Source organism: Streptomyces sp. NPDC008313 (assembly GCF_042956125.1).
Taxonomy (GTDB): Bacteria; Actinomycetota; Actinomycetes; order Streptomycetales; family Streptomycetaceae; genus Streptomyces.
This window is the reverse complement of sequence record NZ_JBIBFR010000001.1, coordinates 301527-317994: the sequence shown is the minus strand read 5'-3', so window position 1 is coordinate 317994 and position 16468 is coordinate 301527. Positions and strand designations below refer to the sequence as shown.

Annotated in this window: 15 protein-coding genes; 10 read left to right on the top strand and 5 right to left on the bottom strand. The window is 72.6% G+C overall.

What is annotated here, in order from left to right; all coding sequences use genetic code 11:
- Positions 1 to 15: 15 nt before the first annotated feature.
- From ACFY93_RS01465 to ACFY93_RS01455, 3 genes are all read right to left on the bottom strand, one after another.
- Entirely contained in the window at positions 16 to 495 is a 480-nt protein-coding gene (locus tag ACFY93_RS01465) for a succinate dehydrogenase hydrophobic membrane anchor subunit (RefSeq protein ID WP_391352558.1), read from the bottom strand.
- A gap of 5 nt (positions 496 to 500) precedes the next feature.
- Positions 501 to 881, bottom strand: coding sequence for a succinate dehydrogenase, cytochrome b556 subunit (gene sdhC / locus ACFY93_RS01460; RefSeq protein ID WP_391352557.1), 381 nt, complete (start codon positions 879 to 881; stop codon positions 501 to 503).
- A 149-nt stretch (positions 882 to 1030) separates the two neighbouring features.
- On the bottom strand, positions 1031 to 1690 hold the full coding sequence (locus ACFY93_RS01455; protein ID WP_391352956.1) for a 2-oxo-4-hydroxy-4-carboxy-5-ureidoimidazoline decarboxylase: 660 nt from the start codon (positions 1688 to 1690) through the stop codon (positions 1031 to 1033).
- Positions 1691 to 1891: 201 nt separating this feature from the next.
- Here ACFY93_RS01455 and ACFY93_RS01450 point away from each other — a divergent pair, with 201 nt between their 5' ends.
- The 4 genes from ACFY93_RS01450 to ACFY93_RS01435 all read left to right on the top strand — a co-directional run bounded on the left by ACFY93_RS01450 (position 1892) and on the right by ACFY93_RS01435 (position 5816).
- A complete protein-coding gene (locus ACFY93_RS01450) occupies positions 1892 to 3535 on the top strand; it encodes a family 20 glycosylhydrolase (protein WP_391352555.1) in 1644 nt (547 codons plus the stop codon).
- Positions 3536 to 3688: 153 nt separating this feature from the next.
- On the top strand, positions 3689 to 4558 hold the full coding sequence (locus tag ACFY93_RS01445; protein ID WP_391352554.1) for a DUF4328 domain-containing protein: 870 nt from the start codon (positions 3689 to 3691) through the stop codon (positions 4556 to 4558).
- A 157-nt stretch (positions 4559 to 4715) separates the two neighbouring features.
- Positions 4716 to 5279 carry a hypothetical protein gene (locus ACFY93_RS01440; RefSeq protein WP_391352553.1) on the top strand — a complete coding sequence of 188 codons (564 nt, stop codon included), beginning with the start codon at positions 4716 to 4718 and terminating at the stop codon, positions 5277 to 5279.
- A gap of 156 nt (positions 5280 to 5435) precedes the next feature.
- Positions 5436 to 5816, top strand: a complete 381-nt coding sequence (locus ACFY93_RS01435; protein WP_391352551.1) for a hypothetical protein — start codon at positions 5436 to 5438, stop codon at positions 5814 to 5816.
- A gap of 91 nt (positions 5817 to 5907) precedes the next feature.
- Here ACFY93_RS01435 and ACFY93_RS01430 read toward each other — a convergent pair whose 3' ends face one another.
- Entirely contained in the window at positions 5908 to 8625 is a 2718-nt protein-coding gene (locus tag ACFY93_RS01430) for an FG-GAP-like repeat-containing protein (protein WP_391352550.1), read from the bottom strand.
- A 311-nt stretch (positions 8626 to 8936) separates the two neighbouring features.
- Here ACFY93_RS01430 and ACFY93_RS01425 point away from each other — a divergent pair, with 311 nt between their 5' ends.
- The 5 genes from ACFY93_RS01425 (at position 8937) to ACFY93_RS01405 (ending at position 13146) form a co-directional block, all read left to right on the top strand.
- Complete coding sequence (locus ACFY93_RS01425) at positions 8937 to 9374, top strand: hypothetical protein (RefSeq protein ID WP_391352955.1); 438 nt, start codon at positions 8937 to 8939, stop codon at positions 9372 to 9374.
- A gap of 111 nt (positions 9375 to 9485) precedes the next feature.
- Entirely contained in the window at positions 9486 to 10103 is a 618-nt protein-coding gene (locus tag ACFY93_RS01420; RefSeq protein WP_391352548.1) for a sigma-70 family RNA polymerase sigma factor, read from the top strand.
- A gap of 36 nt (positions 10104 to 10139) precedes the next feature.
- Positions 10140 to 10949 (top strand): hypothetical protein, encoded by an 810-nt coding sequence (locus ACFY93_RS01415; protein ID WP_391352546.1) that lies wholly within the window; start codon positions 10140 to 10142, stop codon positions 10947 to 10949.
- Between the two features lie 419 nt (positions 10950 to 11368).
- Positions 11369 to 12031 carry a sigma-70 family RNA polymerase sigma factor gene (locus ACFY93_RS01410; protein WP_391352545.1) on the top strand — a complete coding sequence of 221 codons (663 nt, stop codon included), beginning with the start codon at positions 11369 to 11371 and terminating at the stop codon, positions 12029 to 12031.
- Positions 12031 to 13146 (top strand): hypothetical protein, encoded by a 1116-nt coding sequence (locus ACFY93_RS01405; RefSeq protein WP_391352543.1) that lies wholly within the window; start codon positions 12031 to 12033, stop codon positions 13144 to 13146. Before ACFY93_RS01410 ends, ACFY93_RS01405 begins: the two co-directional genes overlap by 1 nt.
- A gap of 326 nt (positions 13147 to 13472) precedes the next feature.
- Here the strand turns inward: ACFY93_RS01405 and ACFY93_RS01400 are convergent, their stop codons facing one another.
- Positions 13473 to 14321 carry a L,D-transpeptidase family protein gene (locus ACFY93_RS01400; protein ID WP_391352541.1) on the bottom strand — a complete coding sequence of 283 codons (849 nt, stop codon included), beginning with the start codon at positions 14319 to 14321 and terminating at the stop codon, positions 13473 to 13475.
- A gap of 356 nt (positions 14322 to 14677) precedes the next feature.
- Here ACFY93_RS01400 and ACFY93_RS01395 point away from each other — a divergent pair, with 356 nt between their 5' ends.
- Positions 14678 to 16258: a methylmalonyl-CoA mutase family protein gene (locus tag ACFY93_RS01395; protein WP_391352540.1), complete on the top strand. Its 1581-nt coding sequence runs from the start codon at positions 14678 to 14680 to the stop codon at positions 16256 to 16258.
- The last annotated feature ends 210 nt before the right edge of the window (positions 16259 to 16468 follow it).

The following is a 16468-nucleotide window of genomic DNA, read 5'->3' as shown; positions in this document are numbered from 1 at the left end:
CTCGCAGCCCCGTGCCTAGCGGATGTTCGGGTCGAAGGTGAAGATCACCAGCGTGCCCAGCAGGATGGTGAACACCGTGGCGGTGTAGAGCAGGCCCTTGAGCCACAGCCGGGTGCCCGGCCGCTCCGCGTAGTCGTTGATGACCGTGCGCAGGCCGTTCGCGCCGTGCAGCATGGCGAGCCAGAGCATGCCCAGGTCCCACGCCTGCCACCACGGGGACGCCCAGCGGCCCGCCACGAAGGCGAAGCCGATCTTGGAGACGCCGCCGTCGAGGACGAGCTGGATGAGCAGGTGGCCGAGGACCAGGACGACCAGGACGATGCCGGACAGGCGCATGAACAGCCACCCGTACAGCTCGAAGTTGCCGCGGGTCGACTTCGGCGTCTTCCTGGTGCGCTTGCGCGGCGGCTCGATGAACGGGGCCGGGTTGTCGACGCCGTAGAGCGAGGCGCCCTCGACCGGGCCGATGCCGGAGGTGGTCTCAGTAGTGGACATCTGCGTCAGCTCCCGAACACTTCGCGGAACGCGTGACCGAGGACGGGGTAGAGCGCCCCGGCCATGAGCACGATCCAGATGGCGCCGACGGTCCAGAGCATCTGCTTCTGGTAGCGCGCGCCCTTCGACCAGAAGTCGACAGCGATGACACGCAGGCCGTTGAGCGCGTGGAACAGGACTGCGGCGACGAGGCCGTACTCCAGCAGCGCGACGATCGGCGTCTTGTACGTGGACACGACCTTGTCGTAGTCCTCGGGGGAGACACGGACGAGAGCGGTGTCCAGCACATGTACGAACAGGAAGAAGAAGATGAGGACGCCGGTGACTCGATGAGCCACCCAGGACCACATTCCTTCCCGGCCGCGGTACAGCGTTCCAGCCGGCACGGAAGAACCCTCCGGGAGCGGGGATTGGGGCCGCGCCGGCTTGGTGTGTCGGTCGGGCCCGGCCGGGTACGGTCCACCGGCCCCGGCCATCGTAGCGACGACTTGTCGGAACGCTTACAGCGGGCCCGTCTGTGTGATCAAACAGGCAATCAAACAGGCACGTACGGGCTATCGGGACGGCCGGAATCGGTCGATTCCCGGCAGATGGCGGGGCCGGCGCCGGCGTCCGCGCCGGATGCCGGGTCCGGGCGTGTCCCACACTCTTCGAACGCGTGCACGAGACGGAGGAGGCGGCCCCCCGCGAGGCGCCTCAGTTCCTCGGTCGCGACGACGCGCTCCTCCTCCCGGTCGTGGCCGAGGCGGGAGCGGATCGCGGCGAGCACCTGGTCCAGGGCCTCCTCCGGGGCCCAGCCGTCCAGGCAGATCACGAACACGTGCCCGAAGCGCGCCTCGTACGCGGCCTGCGCGGCGCCCAGCGCGGTGTGCGCCGCCGAGTACGCGCCCTTCGGGAGTGCCGCGAGCGACTCGCCGGCCAGCGCGTCCGCGAGATCGGCGGGCGTCAGGTCGTACGCCGCCTCGTCGGCGGCGGCGAGCAGGGCGCCCAGGTCCGGGTAGGGCCGGTGGCCGGCCAGCCGGCGGGCCCAGCGGACGCTGCGGCAGCAGTCCAGGAGCGCCGGCTCGACGGTCTCGGCCGCCGCGGCGTTGAACCGCTCCAGGCCGCTCGCGTACGCGGCGGCGGTACGGGCCTGCTCCGGCCCGTGCGGCGCGGCGGCCTGGCCGGGGAGGTGCGGGAAACGGAACGCGGGCAGCGTGAGTCCTCGGCGTGGAAGTCGGTGGAGCCGCCGGACGGCGTCGCACGCGATGCGGCAGGGGAAGAGTGAAAAATCTGTTCTCACGCTATCCAGGCGTGTCGCGCGCTGTCCTTCGGATGCCCGAATTTCACTCGCACGGGAGAGTTCCGCCACGTGTGGTGGACGGCGACCGCGGTGCCGGGGCCTTAGGTTGGCGCCGTGAGCGAGCGCAGGCGCCGGGCACCGGCGAACAAGAGCAGGCGCCGGGCACCGGCGAACAGGAGCCGCGTACTGATCGGGGCGGGTGTCGCCGTGGCCGCGGCCGCCGGACTCGCCGTGGCCCTCTGGCCCAGCGGTGACGGCGGCACGTCGGGCGGGCCCTCGCAGCGGACGTCCGCCGCGTCGGCGAACCGGACGGCCGCTCCCACCCCGACCCGCAGCTACCCCCTGTCGAAGACACCGCGCACCATCCCCGCGGTCCGCGACCACACCCCCGCCAGGGGACCGGGCTGGCGGCCGTCCCCCGGCGGCCGGGTGGTCGTCGCCGACAAGGGGCTCGCCGACGAGGGCAGGCTGCTCGCCGGTGAAATCGGCCTGACCTACGGAGGCGACGGGAAACCGCGTGCCGGGGACGTCGAGCTGAAGCTGGACGACTCCGGCGCCGGCCCGGAGTCGTACACCCTGACCGTGAGGAACGGCCGGGTCACCGTCAGCGGGCCCGGACAGCCCGGCGTCTTCTACGGCACCCGCACCCTCAAGCAGGAGGTGCACGGCGGCGCCACGGCACCCGAGGGCGTCGTCCGCGACAAGCCCGCCAAACCGCGCCGCGGCTTCATGATCGACATCGCCCGCAAGCCCTTCACGGCCGACTGGATCGAGGACCGGGTCCGGGAGCTGGGCGACCTCAAGTACAACGAGCTGGGGCTGCACTTCTCCGACGACCAGGGCTTCCGCATCGAGTCCGACTCGCACCCCGAGATCGTCTCCTCGAACCACCTCAGCAAGGCCCAGGTCAAGAAGATCGTCGACCTGGCCGCGAGCCGCCACATCACCGTCGTCCCGGAGATCGACTCGCCCGGCCACCTCGGCGCGGTGATCGCCGCCCACCCCGACCTCCAGCTGCGCAACACCCAGGGCACCGCCACCCGGGGCGCCATCGACATCTCCAAGCCGGCGTCGGCGGACATCGTCGACGACCTGCTGAACGAGTACGCGGGCCTCTTCCCCGGCCGGTACTGGCACCTCGGCGGCGACGAGTACCAGGCGCTGACGGTCTCCGACCCGCAGGCGTCCTTCCCGCAGCTGGCCACCGCCGCCCGGAAGCGCTACGGCTCCGGTGCGACCGTCGCCGACCTCACCACCGGCTGGCTCAACGACCGTGCCGAGGTGATGCGCGGCCACGACCGGACCCCGCGGGCCTGGAACGACGGGTTCTTCCGGGGCGGCAAGGCGCAGGCGGACAAGGACCTGGAGGTCGCCTACTGGACCGGCAAGGAGATCGGCGCGCGCGAACCGGCCGCCTACCTCGGCGAGGGCCACAAGCTGATCAACTACAACGACGAGTACCTCTACTACGTGCTCGGCCAGCCGCAGACCTTCGTCTACCCGACCGGGCAGCGCATCTACGAGCAGTGGACCCCGCTCGTCGTCCGCGGCACCAAGCCCGTGCCCGCGAAGTACGACAGCCAGATCCTCGGCGGCGTCCTCGCGGTCTGGTGCGACCTCGCGAACGCGCAGACGCAGGACCAGGTGGCGGCCGGCATCCGGATGCCGCTGCGGGCCACCGTCCAGAAACTCTGGGACCCGGACACACCGCCGCTGTCCTGGACGGAGTTCAGGAAGCTGGCGGACCGGCTGGGCTGACGCGGGCGGCATTCCGCTGGACGTACCGGCCGGCCGAACCGTATCTTCCGCATATTCCATGTGCCGGGCGTGCCCCTGGGGAGGGGGCGCGCCCGGCATTCTGCCGATGTACCCCTGGGGGGCCGCTCCACCATGCTGTGCGAGAGATGCAGAATGCTCACCGCGACCACGAGCCAGGGTCTGTGCGACGCCTGTGCCGCGGCGCAGGAACCGGGCGCGCCGGAAGCCGCCGCCCCCGGTGCCACAGGCGCCACCGCGCCTCCGGCGGCCGGCGGTCTGCCCGTCGCGCCGCCCCTGCGCACGACGGCCGACACCGGCGGCGCCCCCGTCCCGCTTCACCTCGACGGCCACCGGCTCGTCTCACCGGTCCCCCTGGGCCGGGCCGCGGCCGTGCTGCTCGGCGTGACCATCGCCGTCGACCTCTTCTCGCTCTGGGTCGGCACCCGGATGTACTCCCTGATGAGTGCGATCGTCGACCGGGACTTCGCCGGCTTCAGCGACGAGGAGGCCGACAACGTCGACCGGCTGTACCGCCTGTCCGGCTTCCTCCAGATCGGCGCGCTGGTGGCCACCGCGGTCGTGTTCATCGTCTGGTTCCGCCGGGTGCGGATCAACGCCGAGGTGTTCTCCCCCGGCAGGCACTCCAAGACCCGCGGCTGGGCGGTCTGGGGATGGTTCGTGCCGGTCGCGAACCTCTGGTACCCGCGCCGGATCGCGCTGGACACCTGGGACGCCAGCGGTCCCGACGCCTTCCGGGACGCCGAGCGCATCGGCGGCCCGCGTCCTTCGCGTGCCGTGGTCAACGCCTGGTGGACGCTGTGGATCGTCTCCGTCCTCTTCGGCCGGTACGCCTCGTCCTCGTACGACGCCGCCGAGAGGGCCGAGGACATCAAGGAGGCGGTGGGGCAGCTGATGCTCTCCGACTGCCTCGACATCGCGGCCGCCGTGCTCGCGATCCTTTTCGTCCTGCGCCTCACCCGGATGCAGCACGAGAAGGGACTGCGCGGCCCGGCTGCCCTCTGAGCCGCCTCGCGTGGTGTGGCCGAAAACCCCTTCATGGGCCCCGCCGGGATGGTTCCGGTGGGGCCCCTGTGACACTCCTGGACCGTCGCACGCAGTAAGGGGAAATGCGGGCTCCGTGAGATGAGGCGCCTGGCGAGGCAGTTTTGAAGGAGGCGTGATGAGCCTGGTGGAGTTGATCGCTCAGGCCGACGAGTGCGGGCTCGCGGCCGGCGGGTTGGCTTGTTTGGATCGGTGTGTGCCCCTGCTGGGCGGCGACGACGAGATCCTCAGGCCGCTGTGGGCGAGCCTCGCGGACGGCGCGGACTGGGCGCGGCGGCTCGCCGAGGCGCGGGGCGGACTGGAGGCGCAGGCGCCGGACGCGGCCTCCGCGTGCGAGGACGAGGCCGCCGTGCTGGCCCGCGCCATGCTCGCCGCGGCACCGGACGACCCGTCCGGCGACGCCCTGCGGGCCTGGGCCGACACCTGCTCCGTCGGCGCGCTCCAGATCCACCAGCTCCTCGACGCCTCCGACGACGGCTCCGCACCCGTCGCCGACCGCCGCGAGGGCCGTACGGAGGACATGTCACCGCTCGTCGCCGCCGAACTGCGGCGCCAGATCACCGTCCTCGAACTGCTCGCCGAACACGGCAAGGGCGGCCTGCGGCCCGCCCTGGAGGCGTCCACCGAGGGGCGGCGCGTACTGCGCGCCGTGGTGTCGCGGCGGGCCCGCGGCCGGGGGTAGTGCCTCCTCACCGGCCGCGGGGTAAACCCCGGCGGCCGGGAGAGTCCTGTGACAGTCCTGGGGCGGAGATGGCCGGGGTGCGGCGGTCCTGCGCCGGTGTGCCGGGGACCCGCCGCCCGGCGTGACGATTCGCGCCGCGCCCGCGCTCTTCCTTGTGTGACAGCACAGCAAGCAACAAGGCCCCAGGCAGCGTCCAAGCCGATCCGCTGGGCCGCGGACGCGGTCGCCGCCATGCGCGAGGGCGCCCGGCTGCGCCTCGACTACTCGGCGCAGAGCCTGTGGCGCGTCGACCGGATGATCGAGGAGATACGCAGGGACGGCGCGCCCCTGGCGGCCGTCGAGAGCGCGCTGCGCGGCTTCGGCGCGTACGCGGGAGAGGTGATCGTCCGCCGCACCGGCGCCGACTGGCTGGAGACCGGCGGCATCCACTGGATCCGCACCCCCGACGGACGCCTGTGGGACCCCATCGACGAGGCCCGCCGCTGCTACGCCGGCGACGGCTCCCTGCGCCTGCTGTCCCGCGACGCCGGCGTCTGACCGGTCCCCGGTACGGGCACGGACGCGTCGGCCGGGGCCCCGGTGGGACCCCGGCCGACGTCGGGCCTTCGCCGCGGGCGCGGCGGGCGGGTTACGGCGTCAGGACCTGGCCCAGGTGGGCCGCGGTCGCCGTGCCCAGCTGGGTCACGCCGTAGTACACCGACGACGCCGGCGAGACGGAGCCGCCGGTGACGGGCACGTACAGCAGCGTGCCGTTCCCGGTGTCCTCGCCGTCGACGCCGAGGACGAGATCGGCGTAGCCGTCGCCGGTGAGGTCGGTCAGCGAGACCGCGGAGCCCAGCCTGTCGTCGGTCTCCGTGGAGCCGGGGACGCCCGCCGTGTCCTGCGACAGGGCCACCGAACCGGTGCCGGTGAGACCGGACGAGGTGCCCTTCAGCAGCCACGCCGAGCCCGCGTTGGAGCGGTTCTTGGAGTCCCGGGTGACGTCCTCGTTCGGGGCGCCGGTGAGGACGTCCGCGTACCCGTCGGCGTTGACGTCGCCCGTCGAGACCGAGGTGCCGAAGGCGTCACCGGACTCGGAGGCGCCCTCCACCCCGCTGGTGCTCTGGTGGATCGTCTTCATCCCGGTGGTGGTGAAGCCGGTGGACGTGCCCGGGACCACGGTGACCTGGCCGCCCGAGTGGGCGCCGGACTCGGAGGTGTAGGGCTGGCCGATGACGATGTCGTCGTAGCCGTTGCCGTTCACGTCGCCGGCCGCGATGGAACGGCCGCCCTTGACGGACAGCGTGGACACCTTCGACAGGCCCAGGGACCTGGAGCCCTTGAACCAGGTGACCCGGCCGACGCCGGACGCGTCACGGTAGGTCAGGGCCACGTCCGCGTAGCCGTCCCGGTTGAAGTCGCCGGACGCGGCGTCCGCGTAGGCGAGCGCGCCGGAGTCGGTGGTCAGGTCGCCCGCCACCTCGTGCCCGTTCTCGAAGCGGGCCGCCCAGTTGCCGCCGGTCCCGGTGGACATCGTGAAGACGTCCGCCCTGCCGTCGGCGTTGAAGTCGCCGACCGCGATCGCCGAGCCGAACTTCGCGCTGTCCATGGTGTAGTCGTCCCCGAGCGCCATGGTGTCGGGTGCGGTGTCGAACTCCGGGCCGTACAGGATGGTGACGGCGCCGCGGTCCTTGTGCGTGCTGTCGTCCTCGCCGGGCGCGCCGATCGCGAGGTCCGCGTACCCGTCGCCGTTGATGTCGCCCCAGCCTGTCGCGGCGCCCCACTGGTCGCCGGACTCGGCGGCACCCACGACACCGGGGCTCGCCTGGTTGAGCCTGACCTTCGACGCGGAGACGGGGCCGCCGACGCCGCCGGGCGCGATGGTGATCCAGCCGCTGCCCTGCTTCGGAGTGGCCGCGACCAGGTCGTTCAGGCCGTCGCGGTTGAAGTCGGCCGTCGGGACCGCGGAGTTGCGGCCCGCGCTCGACGCGTACCGGCGGATCTCACCGAGCTTGCTGTACAGGTTCTTGCCGGGGCACGCGGTGGCGAAGCCGTCCCGGTGACCGGAGATGGTGCTGAGGGTGGCCTGCTCGCCCGTCTTGTAGACGCCGGTGTCACCGGCGGCCGTCAGCGTGACCTTGCCGCTCGGGTCGCCCCCGTACTGGCCGAGCTTCCAGGCGGCCACGCGCGCCACGGACTCCAGGGTCGCCCGGGTCGGCTTCCCCGCGATCTTCGGCGGGGTGCTGGTGGGGTCGCCCTCGAAGTCACCGAGCACCGCGATGCCCGCCGAGTCGCCGTTGAAGCCGAACGTGTGCGCGCCGCGCACCGGCAGGTCGACGCCGCCGCCACGGCCCTCGAAGATCTGGCCGCACTTGTCGACGAGGAAGTTGTAGCCGATGTCGTTCCAGCCCTCGACCTGCACGTGGTACGCCATGACGCCGCGGACCAGCGACGCGGACTCCGCGCAGCTGTAGTCGTTGGTGTCGACCGTGTGGTGCACGAAGACCGCGCTGACCTTCTCGATGTACTCCGGCGGGTCCTCGACGGCCGACTCGTCGGCGCCCCACTGCTGGCGCGAGATGATCGGCGGCTGGTTCACCGTCGACGGCGGCGGAGTGGGTATCGCGGTCGGAGTCTGCGAGGGCGACGCCGACTCGCTCGGCGAGGCCGAGGCGGAGCCCGGCGCGGACGCCGAGTCCTCCGGCGTGGGGCTCGCGTCCGGGGAGCCGGAGGGGGACGCGGAGCCGGTCGGGTCCTCGGCGACGAACGCCGCGTTGTCCATGTTTGTCGCGCCGGGGTCGAGTGCCTTGTTCCTGGCCTCGGCGCCGGTGACGCCCGGGTCGACCAGGTTGACCTGGAGTCCCTTGGGCAGCCCGGTGCTGGTGGAACCGTCGGCCGCCACCACCCGGGCCTCGACGCCGTCGCTCGCGCCGACCCACAGCGGGTCGGAGGCGCCGCGCGCGTCCTTCGCCCCGGGCTCGGCCCGGTCCACGGGGTGCGGCTCCAGGTCCAGGCTCTGCCAGCCGGTCCACTTCCCGCTCTCGCTGCTGCGGGTGCGCACCTGGGCGGTGCCCTCGAACTCCTGGGCGGCGCCGGTCCACGAGACACCGACGAGGGAGAAGGCGTCCGTGCCGGTGCGCCCGAGTTCCCGCTTGCCCGCGCCGTCGCTCTTCAGCGCGAGACCGTGCACCTTCACCGGCCGCTTGCCGCGCGCCGCGTCGGCGGTCGCGTCACTGCCCGGACTCGCCACCGCGTACGTCACGACCCCGGCCCCGCCCAGCACGACGGCCCCGAGTGTCAGCCACGTTCTCCGCTTGAGACTCAACGGCTTGTACGCATGGGTCTTACGTCGACTCAAATGCCCCACCCCTAGAAAAAAGGCACAACGAAACCACCCCTCCCAGAGGTGGCCTTCTATTCAGCGCACAGCGGCCGCCGAACATCACGCCGCAGCGGTGTGCCGTACATCACGTATCCATGCGGGCGTCGCCTGACGGTCCGCCGCCGTCCCGCGTCCGGCGTGGCCTCCGCCGGGGTGACGGACCGTCGGTTCGCGGGGCCGGGAGTGACGTTTGGCGCCGCCGGTCCGCTTGGTCTCAGAGAGATGTAGGAGACACCCAGTCGCGGGAGACTTTGAGGGGCGGACACGTGGAGGAGCGGAGAGCGGCCGACCTGAGGATGCGGCAGGACGCGGCGGAGTTCGTACGGAATGTCACGGCACGCACCCGGCTGCCGCTGGACTACACCGTGGACAGCCTGCGCGTCGTCGACTTCATCGTGGACGGGCTGCGCAAGGGCAGGCCGGGACGGACGAGCGTGCAGAGCGTGCTGTACGGCCTCGGCGCGTACGCCGGTGAGGTGCTGGTGCGCCGGGCGGGCGCCGAGTGGGTCCCGTTCGACGCGGCCCAGCGTGAACTGTTCGGGCAGGCCGTCGGGGTGCGGATGCCGGACGGGCGGGTGTGGAACCCGCTGGGGAAGGTGGTCAAGCGGTTCGAGGTGGGGCAGCGCGAGTCCATGCGCACCCTGTATCTCCAACTGCACGGCCGTGCGGCCCCGGTGGCGCGCCCCGCGGGACCGGGCGCCGTCCGGGAGGGAAGGGTCGTCAACGGCTGCTGACCGACTGTGACATTTCTGTGAGGCCCGACGCTGATGACACTGGGGCGTGGACACGGCCGACCGTGCCCAACCCGGCGGATTCGGTCGAACTCGGCATGAACGAGGGCAGCGTTGGGTCAGCGAGGGGACACCCGCCGCGAACGCGCGTACGACGGGGAGCTGGGTGAGGCCGTCACGCGCGCGCAGGGCGGGGACGAGGCCGCCTTCGCGGTCGCCTACCGCATCGTGCAGCCCGGCCTGCTCGGATATCTGCGCGGACTCGTCGGCGAGGACGCGGAGGACGTGGCGTCCGACGCCTGGCTGGAGATAGCGCGGGACCTGGGGCGGTTTCGGGGGGACGGGGCGGGGTTCCGCGGCTGGACCGCGACGATCGCCCGGCACCGGGCACTGGACCATCTGCGCCGGCAGAAGGTGAGGCCGCGCGCGACCGCGCTCGAACAGGACGTGCTCGACCTGCCCGGCGCCCACAGCACACTGGAACAGGCGCTGGAGTCCCTCTCCACCGAGCGCGCCCTGGCACTGGTCGCCGGCCTTCCGCGCGACCAGGCCGAGGCCGTGCTCCTGCGGGTCGTCGTCGGGCTCGACGGCCCCTCGGCCGCCCGTGTCCTCGGAAAGCGCCCGGGTGCGGTCCGTACCGCCGCACACCGTGGACTGAAGCGCCTCGCGCGGCAGTTCGGGGCCGAGGGTGTGACGGAAGACGGTTCCAGGACGCTGGGGGAGTCGGGATGAACGCGAGGAGGTCGTCGGTCAGGGATGGATCCGAACATGGGTGAACGGCACAGCGGCGGCGGTCCTTCCGGCCGCCGCGTCGAACACCCGGACCTCGGCGACCTCATCGCCGCCGCACTGCGCGAGGAGGCGGACCGGGGTGACGGGGAGGCCCGGGCGGTCGCCGCGTTCCGGGAGGCCCGCGACCGGGGCGCCCACGCCACGACGCGGGCGCGGCGCCGGGACGACTGGAGCGCGCGCGGGCGACGCCGGGCGGGCCGGCGCTCGCTGCGGACCACGGTGACGCTGCTGCTCGCCACGCTGGCCCTCGGCGGGGTCGCGTTCGCGTCCATCGGATCGCCGCTCGACTTCTCCTCGGACGACGACCCGGACGAGCCCCCGCGGACACCGCCGTCGAGCAGCGCCCCGGCCCAGCCCGGCCCGGACACCGCGACGTCGGAACCGGGCACGCCGTCCCCGTCGGCCCACGAGAAGCCGAAGAAACCGAAGAAACCGAAGAAGTCGAAGAATCCCGGGAAGGCCCAGAATCCCGGGAAGGCCCAGAGCGGGAAGCAGGCGAAGCCCGCCAAGCCGACTCAGGCGGCGAACGGCACGAACGGCACGAACGGCATGAACGGAACGAATGGCGCGAACGGCGCGAGCGGTTCCAAGGGTGCGAACCCTGGCAAGTCCAAGTCCAAGCCCGCCGGCCCCGACAAGTCCACCAAGCCCGCCGGCCCCGGCAAGTCCGCACAGAGCGGCGGGAGCGGTGGGAGCGACCGGCGCGGCGGCAACGGCGTCGGCGGCGCCGACGGTGGCGGCAACGGCGCCGGCGGCGACCACGGCAGGTCCGTGAAGAAGAAGTGAGGGTCCGGGCGTCCGGGTGTGCCCACGCGGTCCCCGCGTCGAGGTGCCGGTGGCCGGATACCGCCCCGCGACGGCACCGCCCGTGTGTCCGGCGGCCGCCGATGGCAACGGCCGGAGCCGCCACCCCCCACAGGAGAGGCCCCGGCCGTCGCGCGGCACGGGCCGCGCGGCGGCCCGTATCTTCTACAGCGTCATGAGTGCGTTTTCTGTCACACCCCGCGGGGTGTGACTTGGTTGCATGTTGTACGAACATGGACGTGGAGCGGTTTCAGGTCGTAACGTGCCATTCGCGCCGGACCGCGGGGCCACGACCTCGACCGACATGAGTGGCCCGTGACCGCGACCATCGATCGAGTGACCACGGTGGCGAGCGGCCATGTCCGCGAGAGCGGCGCCGTTTCGGGCGCAGGGGGAGTGCGGTGCTGGGGGACGACGCGGAGCTGACCGCCGCGGTGCTTGCTGCGCAGGACGGGGACGAGACCGCGTTCCGGACCGTGTACCGCGCGGTGCATCCACGCCTGCTCGGATACGTGAGGACGCTGGTCGGCGAACCGGACGCGGAGGACGTCACCTCCGAGGCCTGGCTGCAGATCGCCCGCGACCTCGGACGGTTCAGCGGGGACGCCGACCGTTTCCGCGGCTGGGCGGCGCGCATCGCCCGCAACCGCGCGCTGGACCACATCCGTATGAGGGGACGCCGCCCCGCGATCGGCGGTGACGAGTCCGAGCTGACCGCCAGGGCCGCCGAGTCGGACACCGCGGGCGAGGCGATGGAGGCCCTGGCCACCGGGAGCACGCTCTCCCTCATCGCCCAGCTGCCGCAGGACCAGGCGGAGGCCGTCGTCCTGCGGGTGGTCGTCGGCCTCGACGCCAAGACCGCCGCCGAGACCCTGGGCAAGCGGCCCGGCGCGGTCCGCACGGCGGCGCACCGCGGCCTGAAGCGGCTCGCGGAGCTGCTCGGCGGCGATCCGGAATCCGGCGGCGGGCTGGGTGTCGTCCCCCCGCCGAGGCAGTCGCGCACACGGACGGTGACATCCGCCGGTGTGACGCATTCGCGTTCGCGGACGCAGAAGGACATGTGATGGCCGACGAGCAGTACAGGTGGCTGGACCGCGAAACCGCGGAGCGTCTGCTGCGGGGCGAGCCGTTGGAGGGCGTGGACGCCCGGGTCCGCGAGCAGGCCGAACGGCTCGCCGGGGCCCTGGACGAACTGGCCGCCGTGCCGTCGCGGACCGATGCCGCGGTGCCGGGCGAGGCCGCTGCCCTGGCCGCGTTCCGCACCGCTCGCGCGGGCGGTGACGGCGCGGCGAAGGTGAGCCGGCGGCCGGTCGCCGCACTCGGTGCGGTGGGCTCCCCGGACGCCGGACTGGTCCGCCTCGGACCCGTGGCCGGAAGCGGTCGCGGGAGCCGCTGGGGCCGCCCGGTGCGTCTCGGGATCGCCGCGGCGTTCGCCGTCGGGACGATCGGCTCCGTCGCCGTCGCGGCCGGAACCGGAGTGCTGCCGACTCCGTTCAGTGACGACCGGCCGGGCCCCGCGGCCTCAGTCTCCGCGGCCGGAACGGCGGACCAGCCGCTCGTCTCCCCGTCGCCGGGCGTCCCGGGGGACGCGGGCGGGAGTTCCTCGGCACCCGACGGCACCCCGGACGGCTCCTTCGCCGACGGCCTCCCGGGCGACCGCGCGACCGAGGGCGCCACCGGGAGCGGGAAGCCGAGCCCCGACGGTTCCCCGTACGCGGGCGAGTCGCGCGCGTGGTGGAACAGGGTGGTCACGGCCTGCCGCGACCTCCGTGACGGCAGGGACGTGACCACCGCCGGCCGGCGCACCCTCACGGACGCGGCCCATGGCGGAAAACTGACCAAGTACTGCGACGGCGTGCTGGCCGGCGGGCACGGCCGGACCGACGCCGAGCGGGACGGCCGTGAGGACCGGGACGACCGCTCCGGGGACGGCCGGGACGACAACGACCCGGGCACGGGTGACCACGGTGGAGAGGGCGGAGGCGGGGACGACGACGGGCGCCATCTGCTGCCCGGCGACACCACACACCTCGGTAACGGCGGGATCCTGACCGCCTCCCCGTCGCGCTCGGCCCTGTCCGCACCGGGAACGACGGCCGGGACGCGGCATCACGTGGTCCTGGCGACGACGGGCTCGGCGTGGCTCCAGAGCCTGCCGCCCGTGCCGGCGGCCGCCTGACCTGCGGTCACCCGGCGGGGCGGCCGAGCGGCCTCCCCGCTGACCGGAGTCCGGAGGTCCGGGAAGCGGCGGCCCACCGATCGGACTGTCTGACCTGCGCTTTCGTATTCTTTTAAACTTTCTTTCGGCTGGGTGTGACATTTTCAGCCGCCGGTACGCAGTACTGAGTGAGCCGACTGGTCATCGGCCGTCGCACCGTGCCGGGGTTCCCCCCGTACCCACGGCATGGTGCGCACCGGCGCGGGCGGGACACGTTCCCCCGGTCCCGCCCGCGCCCCATACGCTGTGCCGCGCCGACTCCGGGCAGACCGGCGCGGCCGTCGCCGTCACCAGGAGACGACGACCTTGTCGCCCGGCCGGACCTGCGCGAACAGCGCCGCGATCTTCTGCTCGTCCCGTACGTTCACACAGCCGTGCGAGGCGCCCGTGTAGCCGCGTGCCGCGAAGTCGGCGGAGTAGTGGACGGCCTGGCCGCCGCTGAAGAACATCGCGTACGGCATCGGCGAGTCGTAGAGCGTCGACACGTGGTGGCGCGACGTGAAGGTGACGTGGAAGACGCCCTCGCGGGTCGGCGTGTACTGCGAGCCGAACCGCACGTCCATCGTGGAGAGGGTCCGGCCGTCGATCATCCAGCGCAGGGTGCGGCTCGTCTTGCTGACGCACAGCACGCGACCGGTCGTGCAGCGCGGATCCGGCGCCGCCGCGGGCTGGCCGCCCGACGCGTACAGCTCCCAGCGGCCCGGCTCGTGCGTCATCCCCAGAAGCCTGTCCCAGGTCGTGGCGTCCGTCTCGCCGGTGCGCGGCAGCCCGCGCTTGCCCTGGAACCCCTTCACCGCGGTGACCGTCAGCTCGTCGTAGTCACCGGTCGGCCCGTCGAAGAGCCACGCCACCTGCCGCAGCCTGGCCTGCAGCTCCCGTACCCCCATGCCCTTGTCGCCGCGGGACCACAGCACCTCGGGGGCGGCGGAGGGGGCTTCGGCGGACCGGGTCGCGCCCGGGGACCGCTTCGCGGAGCCGCCGGACGGACCGGAGCGGTCCACGGCGGCCGGTCCGGTGGTCGTGACCTCGATCCGCACCGGCGGCCGCGGTCTTCCGTCGCCGTCGACGGCCTGCGCCTTGCAGCCCGCGACCGCGAGGAGCACGGCGAGCGCGCCCCCGAGGCCCACGGCCCGCACGGTGCTCCCCCTGCTCCCCCCGCTCCCTTGGCCCTCGCGCCCGTCCATGCCCCTGATACGCATAGCGACCCCCGACGTCTCACCGCTGCCCGGCCCCGGCCCGGCCGTCCAGCCGTCCCGGCCGTCCGGTCGTCCCGCTCTCCCCTGAGATGTTCCCCGCGCGTGCCCGGTCGCGAACTACGCGGCATGGTGGGGTGCGGAGGCCGCGCCGAGGCACCTGGCCCCTGGTACCTGGTGACGCTGTGAGGAAGGTCCTAGCCTGGGGCTCTCCACCGGGCGCTCCGGCGCCGCTACAGTCCGTCGCGAGGGTCGGCTGTACCGGGCAGTAACAGGGAATTGAGCGGGAGGCACACACCATGGCGCGCGAGTCGGAGTCCGGACTGCCCATCGAACCGGTCTACGGGCCGGACACCCTGAAGGGCTGGGACCCGGCACAGAAGCTGGGAGAGCCCGGGGCCTACCCCTTCACCCGGGGCGTCTACCCGTCGATGTACACGGGCCGTCCCTGGACGATGCGCCAGTACGCCGGTTTCGGCACCGCCGTGGAGTCGAACGCCCGCTACAAGCAGCTCATCGCCAACGGCACGATGGGCCTGTCGGTCGCCTTCGACCTGCCGACCCAGATGGGTCACGACTCCGACGCGCCGATCGCCTCCGGCGAGGTCGGCAAGGTCGGGGTGGCGATCGACTCCATCGAGGACATGCGCGTCCTCTTCGGCGGCATCCCGCTGGACAAGGTGTCGACGTCCATGACGATCAACGCCCCCGCGGCGCTGCTCCTGCTCATGTACCAGCTGGTCGGCGAGGAGCAGGGCGTCCCGGCGGACAAGCTCACGGGCACGATCCAGAACGACGTGCTCAAGGAGTACATCGCGCGCGGCACGTACATCTTCCCGCCCAAGCCCTCCCTGCGGCTGATCGCGGACATCTTCAAGTACTGCAAGGCCGAGATCCCGAAGTGGAACACGATCTCGATCTCCGGCTACCACATGGCCGAGGCGGGCGCCTCTCCCGCGCAGGAGATCGCCTTCACGCTCGCGGACGGCATCGAGTACGTCCGTACGGCGGTCGCGGCCGGCATGGACGTCGACGACTTCGCCCCCCGGCTGTCGTTCTTCTTCGTCTCCCGCACGACCATCCTCGAGGAGGTCGCCAAGTTCCGCGCCGCGCGCAGGATCTGGGCGCGGGTCATGCGCGAGGAGTTCGGCGCGAAGAACCCCAAGTCGCTGATGCTCCGCTTCCACACCCAGACGGCGGGTGTCCAGCTGACGGCCCAGCAGCCGGAGGTCAACCTGGTCAGGGTCGCTGTGCAGGGCCTCGCCGCCGTCCTCGGCGGCACCCAGTCCCTGCACACCAACTCCTTCGACGAGGCGATCGCCCTCCCCACGGACAAGAGCGCCCGCCTGGCCCTGCGCACCCAGCAGGTCCTGGCGTACGAGACCGACGTGACGGCGACGGTCGACCCCTTCGCCGGGTCGTACGTCATCGAGCAGATGACCGACGAGGTCGAGGCGGCCGCGGTCGCCCTGATGGAGCGGGTCGAGGACCTCGGCGGCGCGGTCAACGCCATCGAGCACGGCTTCCAGAAGAGCGAGATCGAGCGCTCCGCGTACCGCATCGCCCAGGAGACCGACTCGGGCGAGCGCGTCGTGGTCGGTGTCAACCGCTTCCAGCTCGACGCGGAGGAGCCGTACGAGCCGCTGCGCGTCGACCCCGCCATCGAGGCCCAGCAGGCGGCCCGCCTCGCGAAACTGCGCGCCGAACGCGACCAGCCGGCGGTCGACGCCGCCCTGGAGGCTCTGAAGAAGGCGGCCGAGGGCACCGACAACGTCCTCTACCCCATGAAGGACGCGCTCAGGGCCCGCGCCACCGTCGGCGAGGTCTGCAACGCCCTGCGCGACATCTGGGGCACGTACGTCCCGTCGGACGCGTTCTGACCTGGCGGTTTCTTCATACGGGTGATCGGGGGCGGAAAACGAACGCTCCCGGTTACGCTCGTGAAGAGTGACCCCGCAGAGGAGGCTGCCGTGGCGGTACTGCAACACGAGCTGACGTTGAGCGAAGCCGCCGACCAGCTTTCCCGTGCACTGCCTGGGCACCGCGTGGAGATCCTCCAGGGGAGGCTCACTGTGACACCGCCGCGGGAC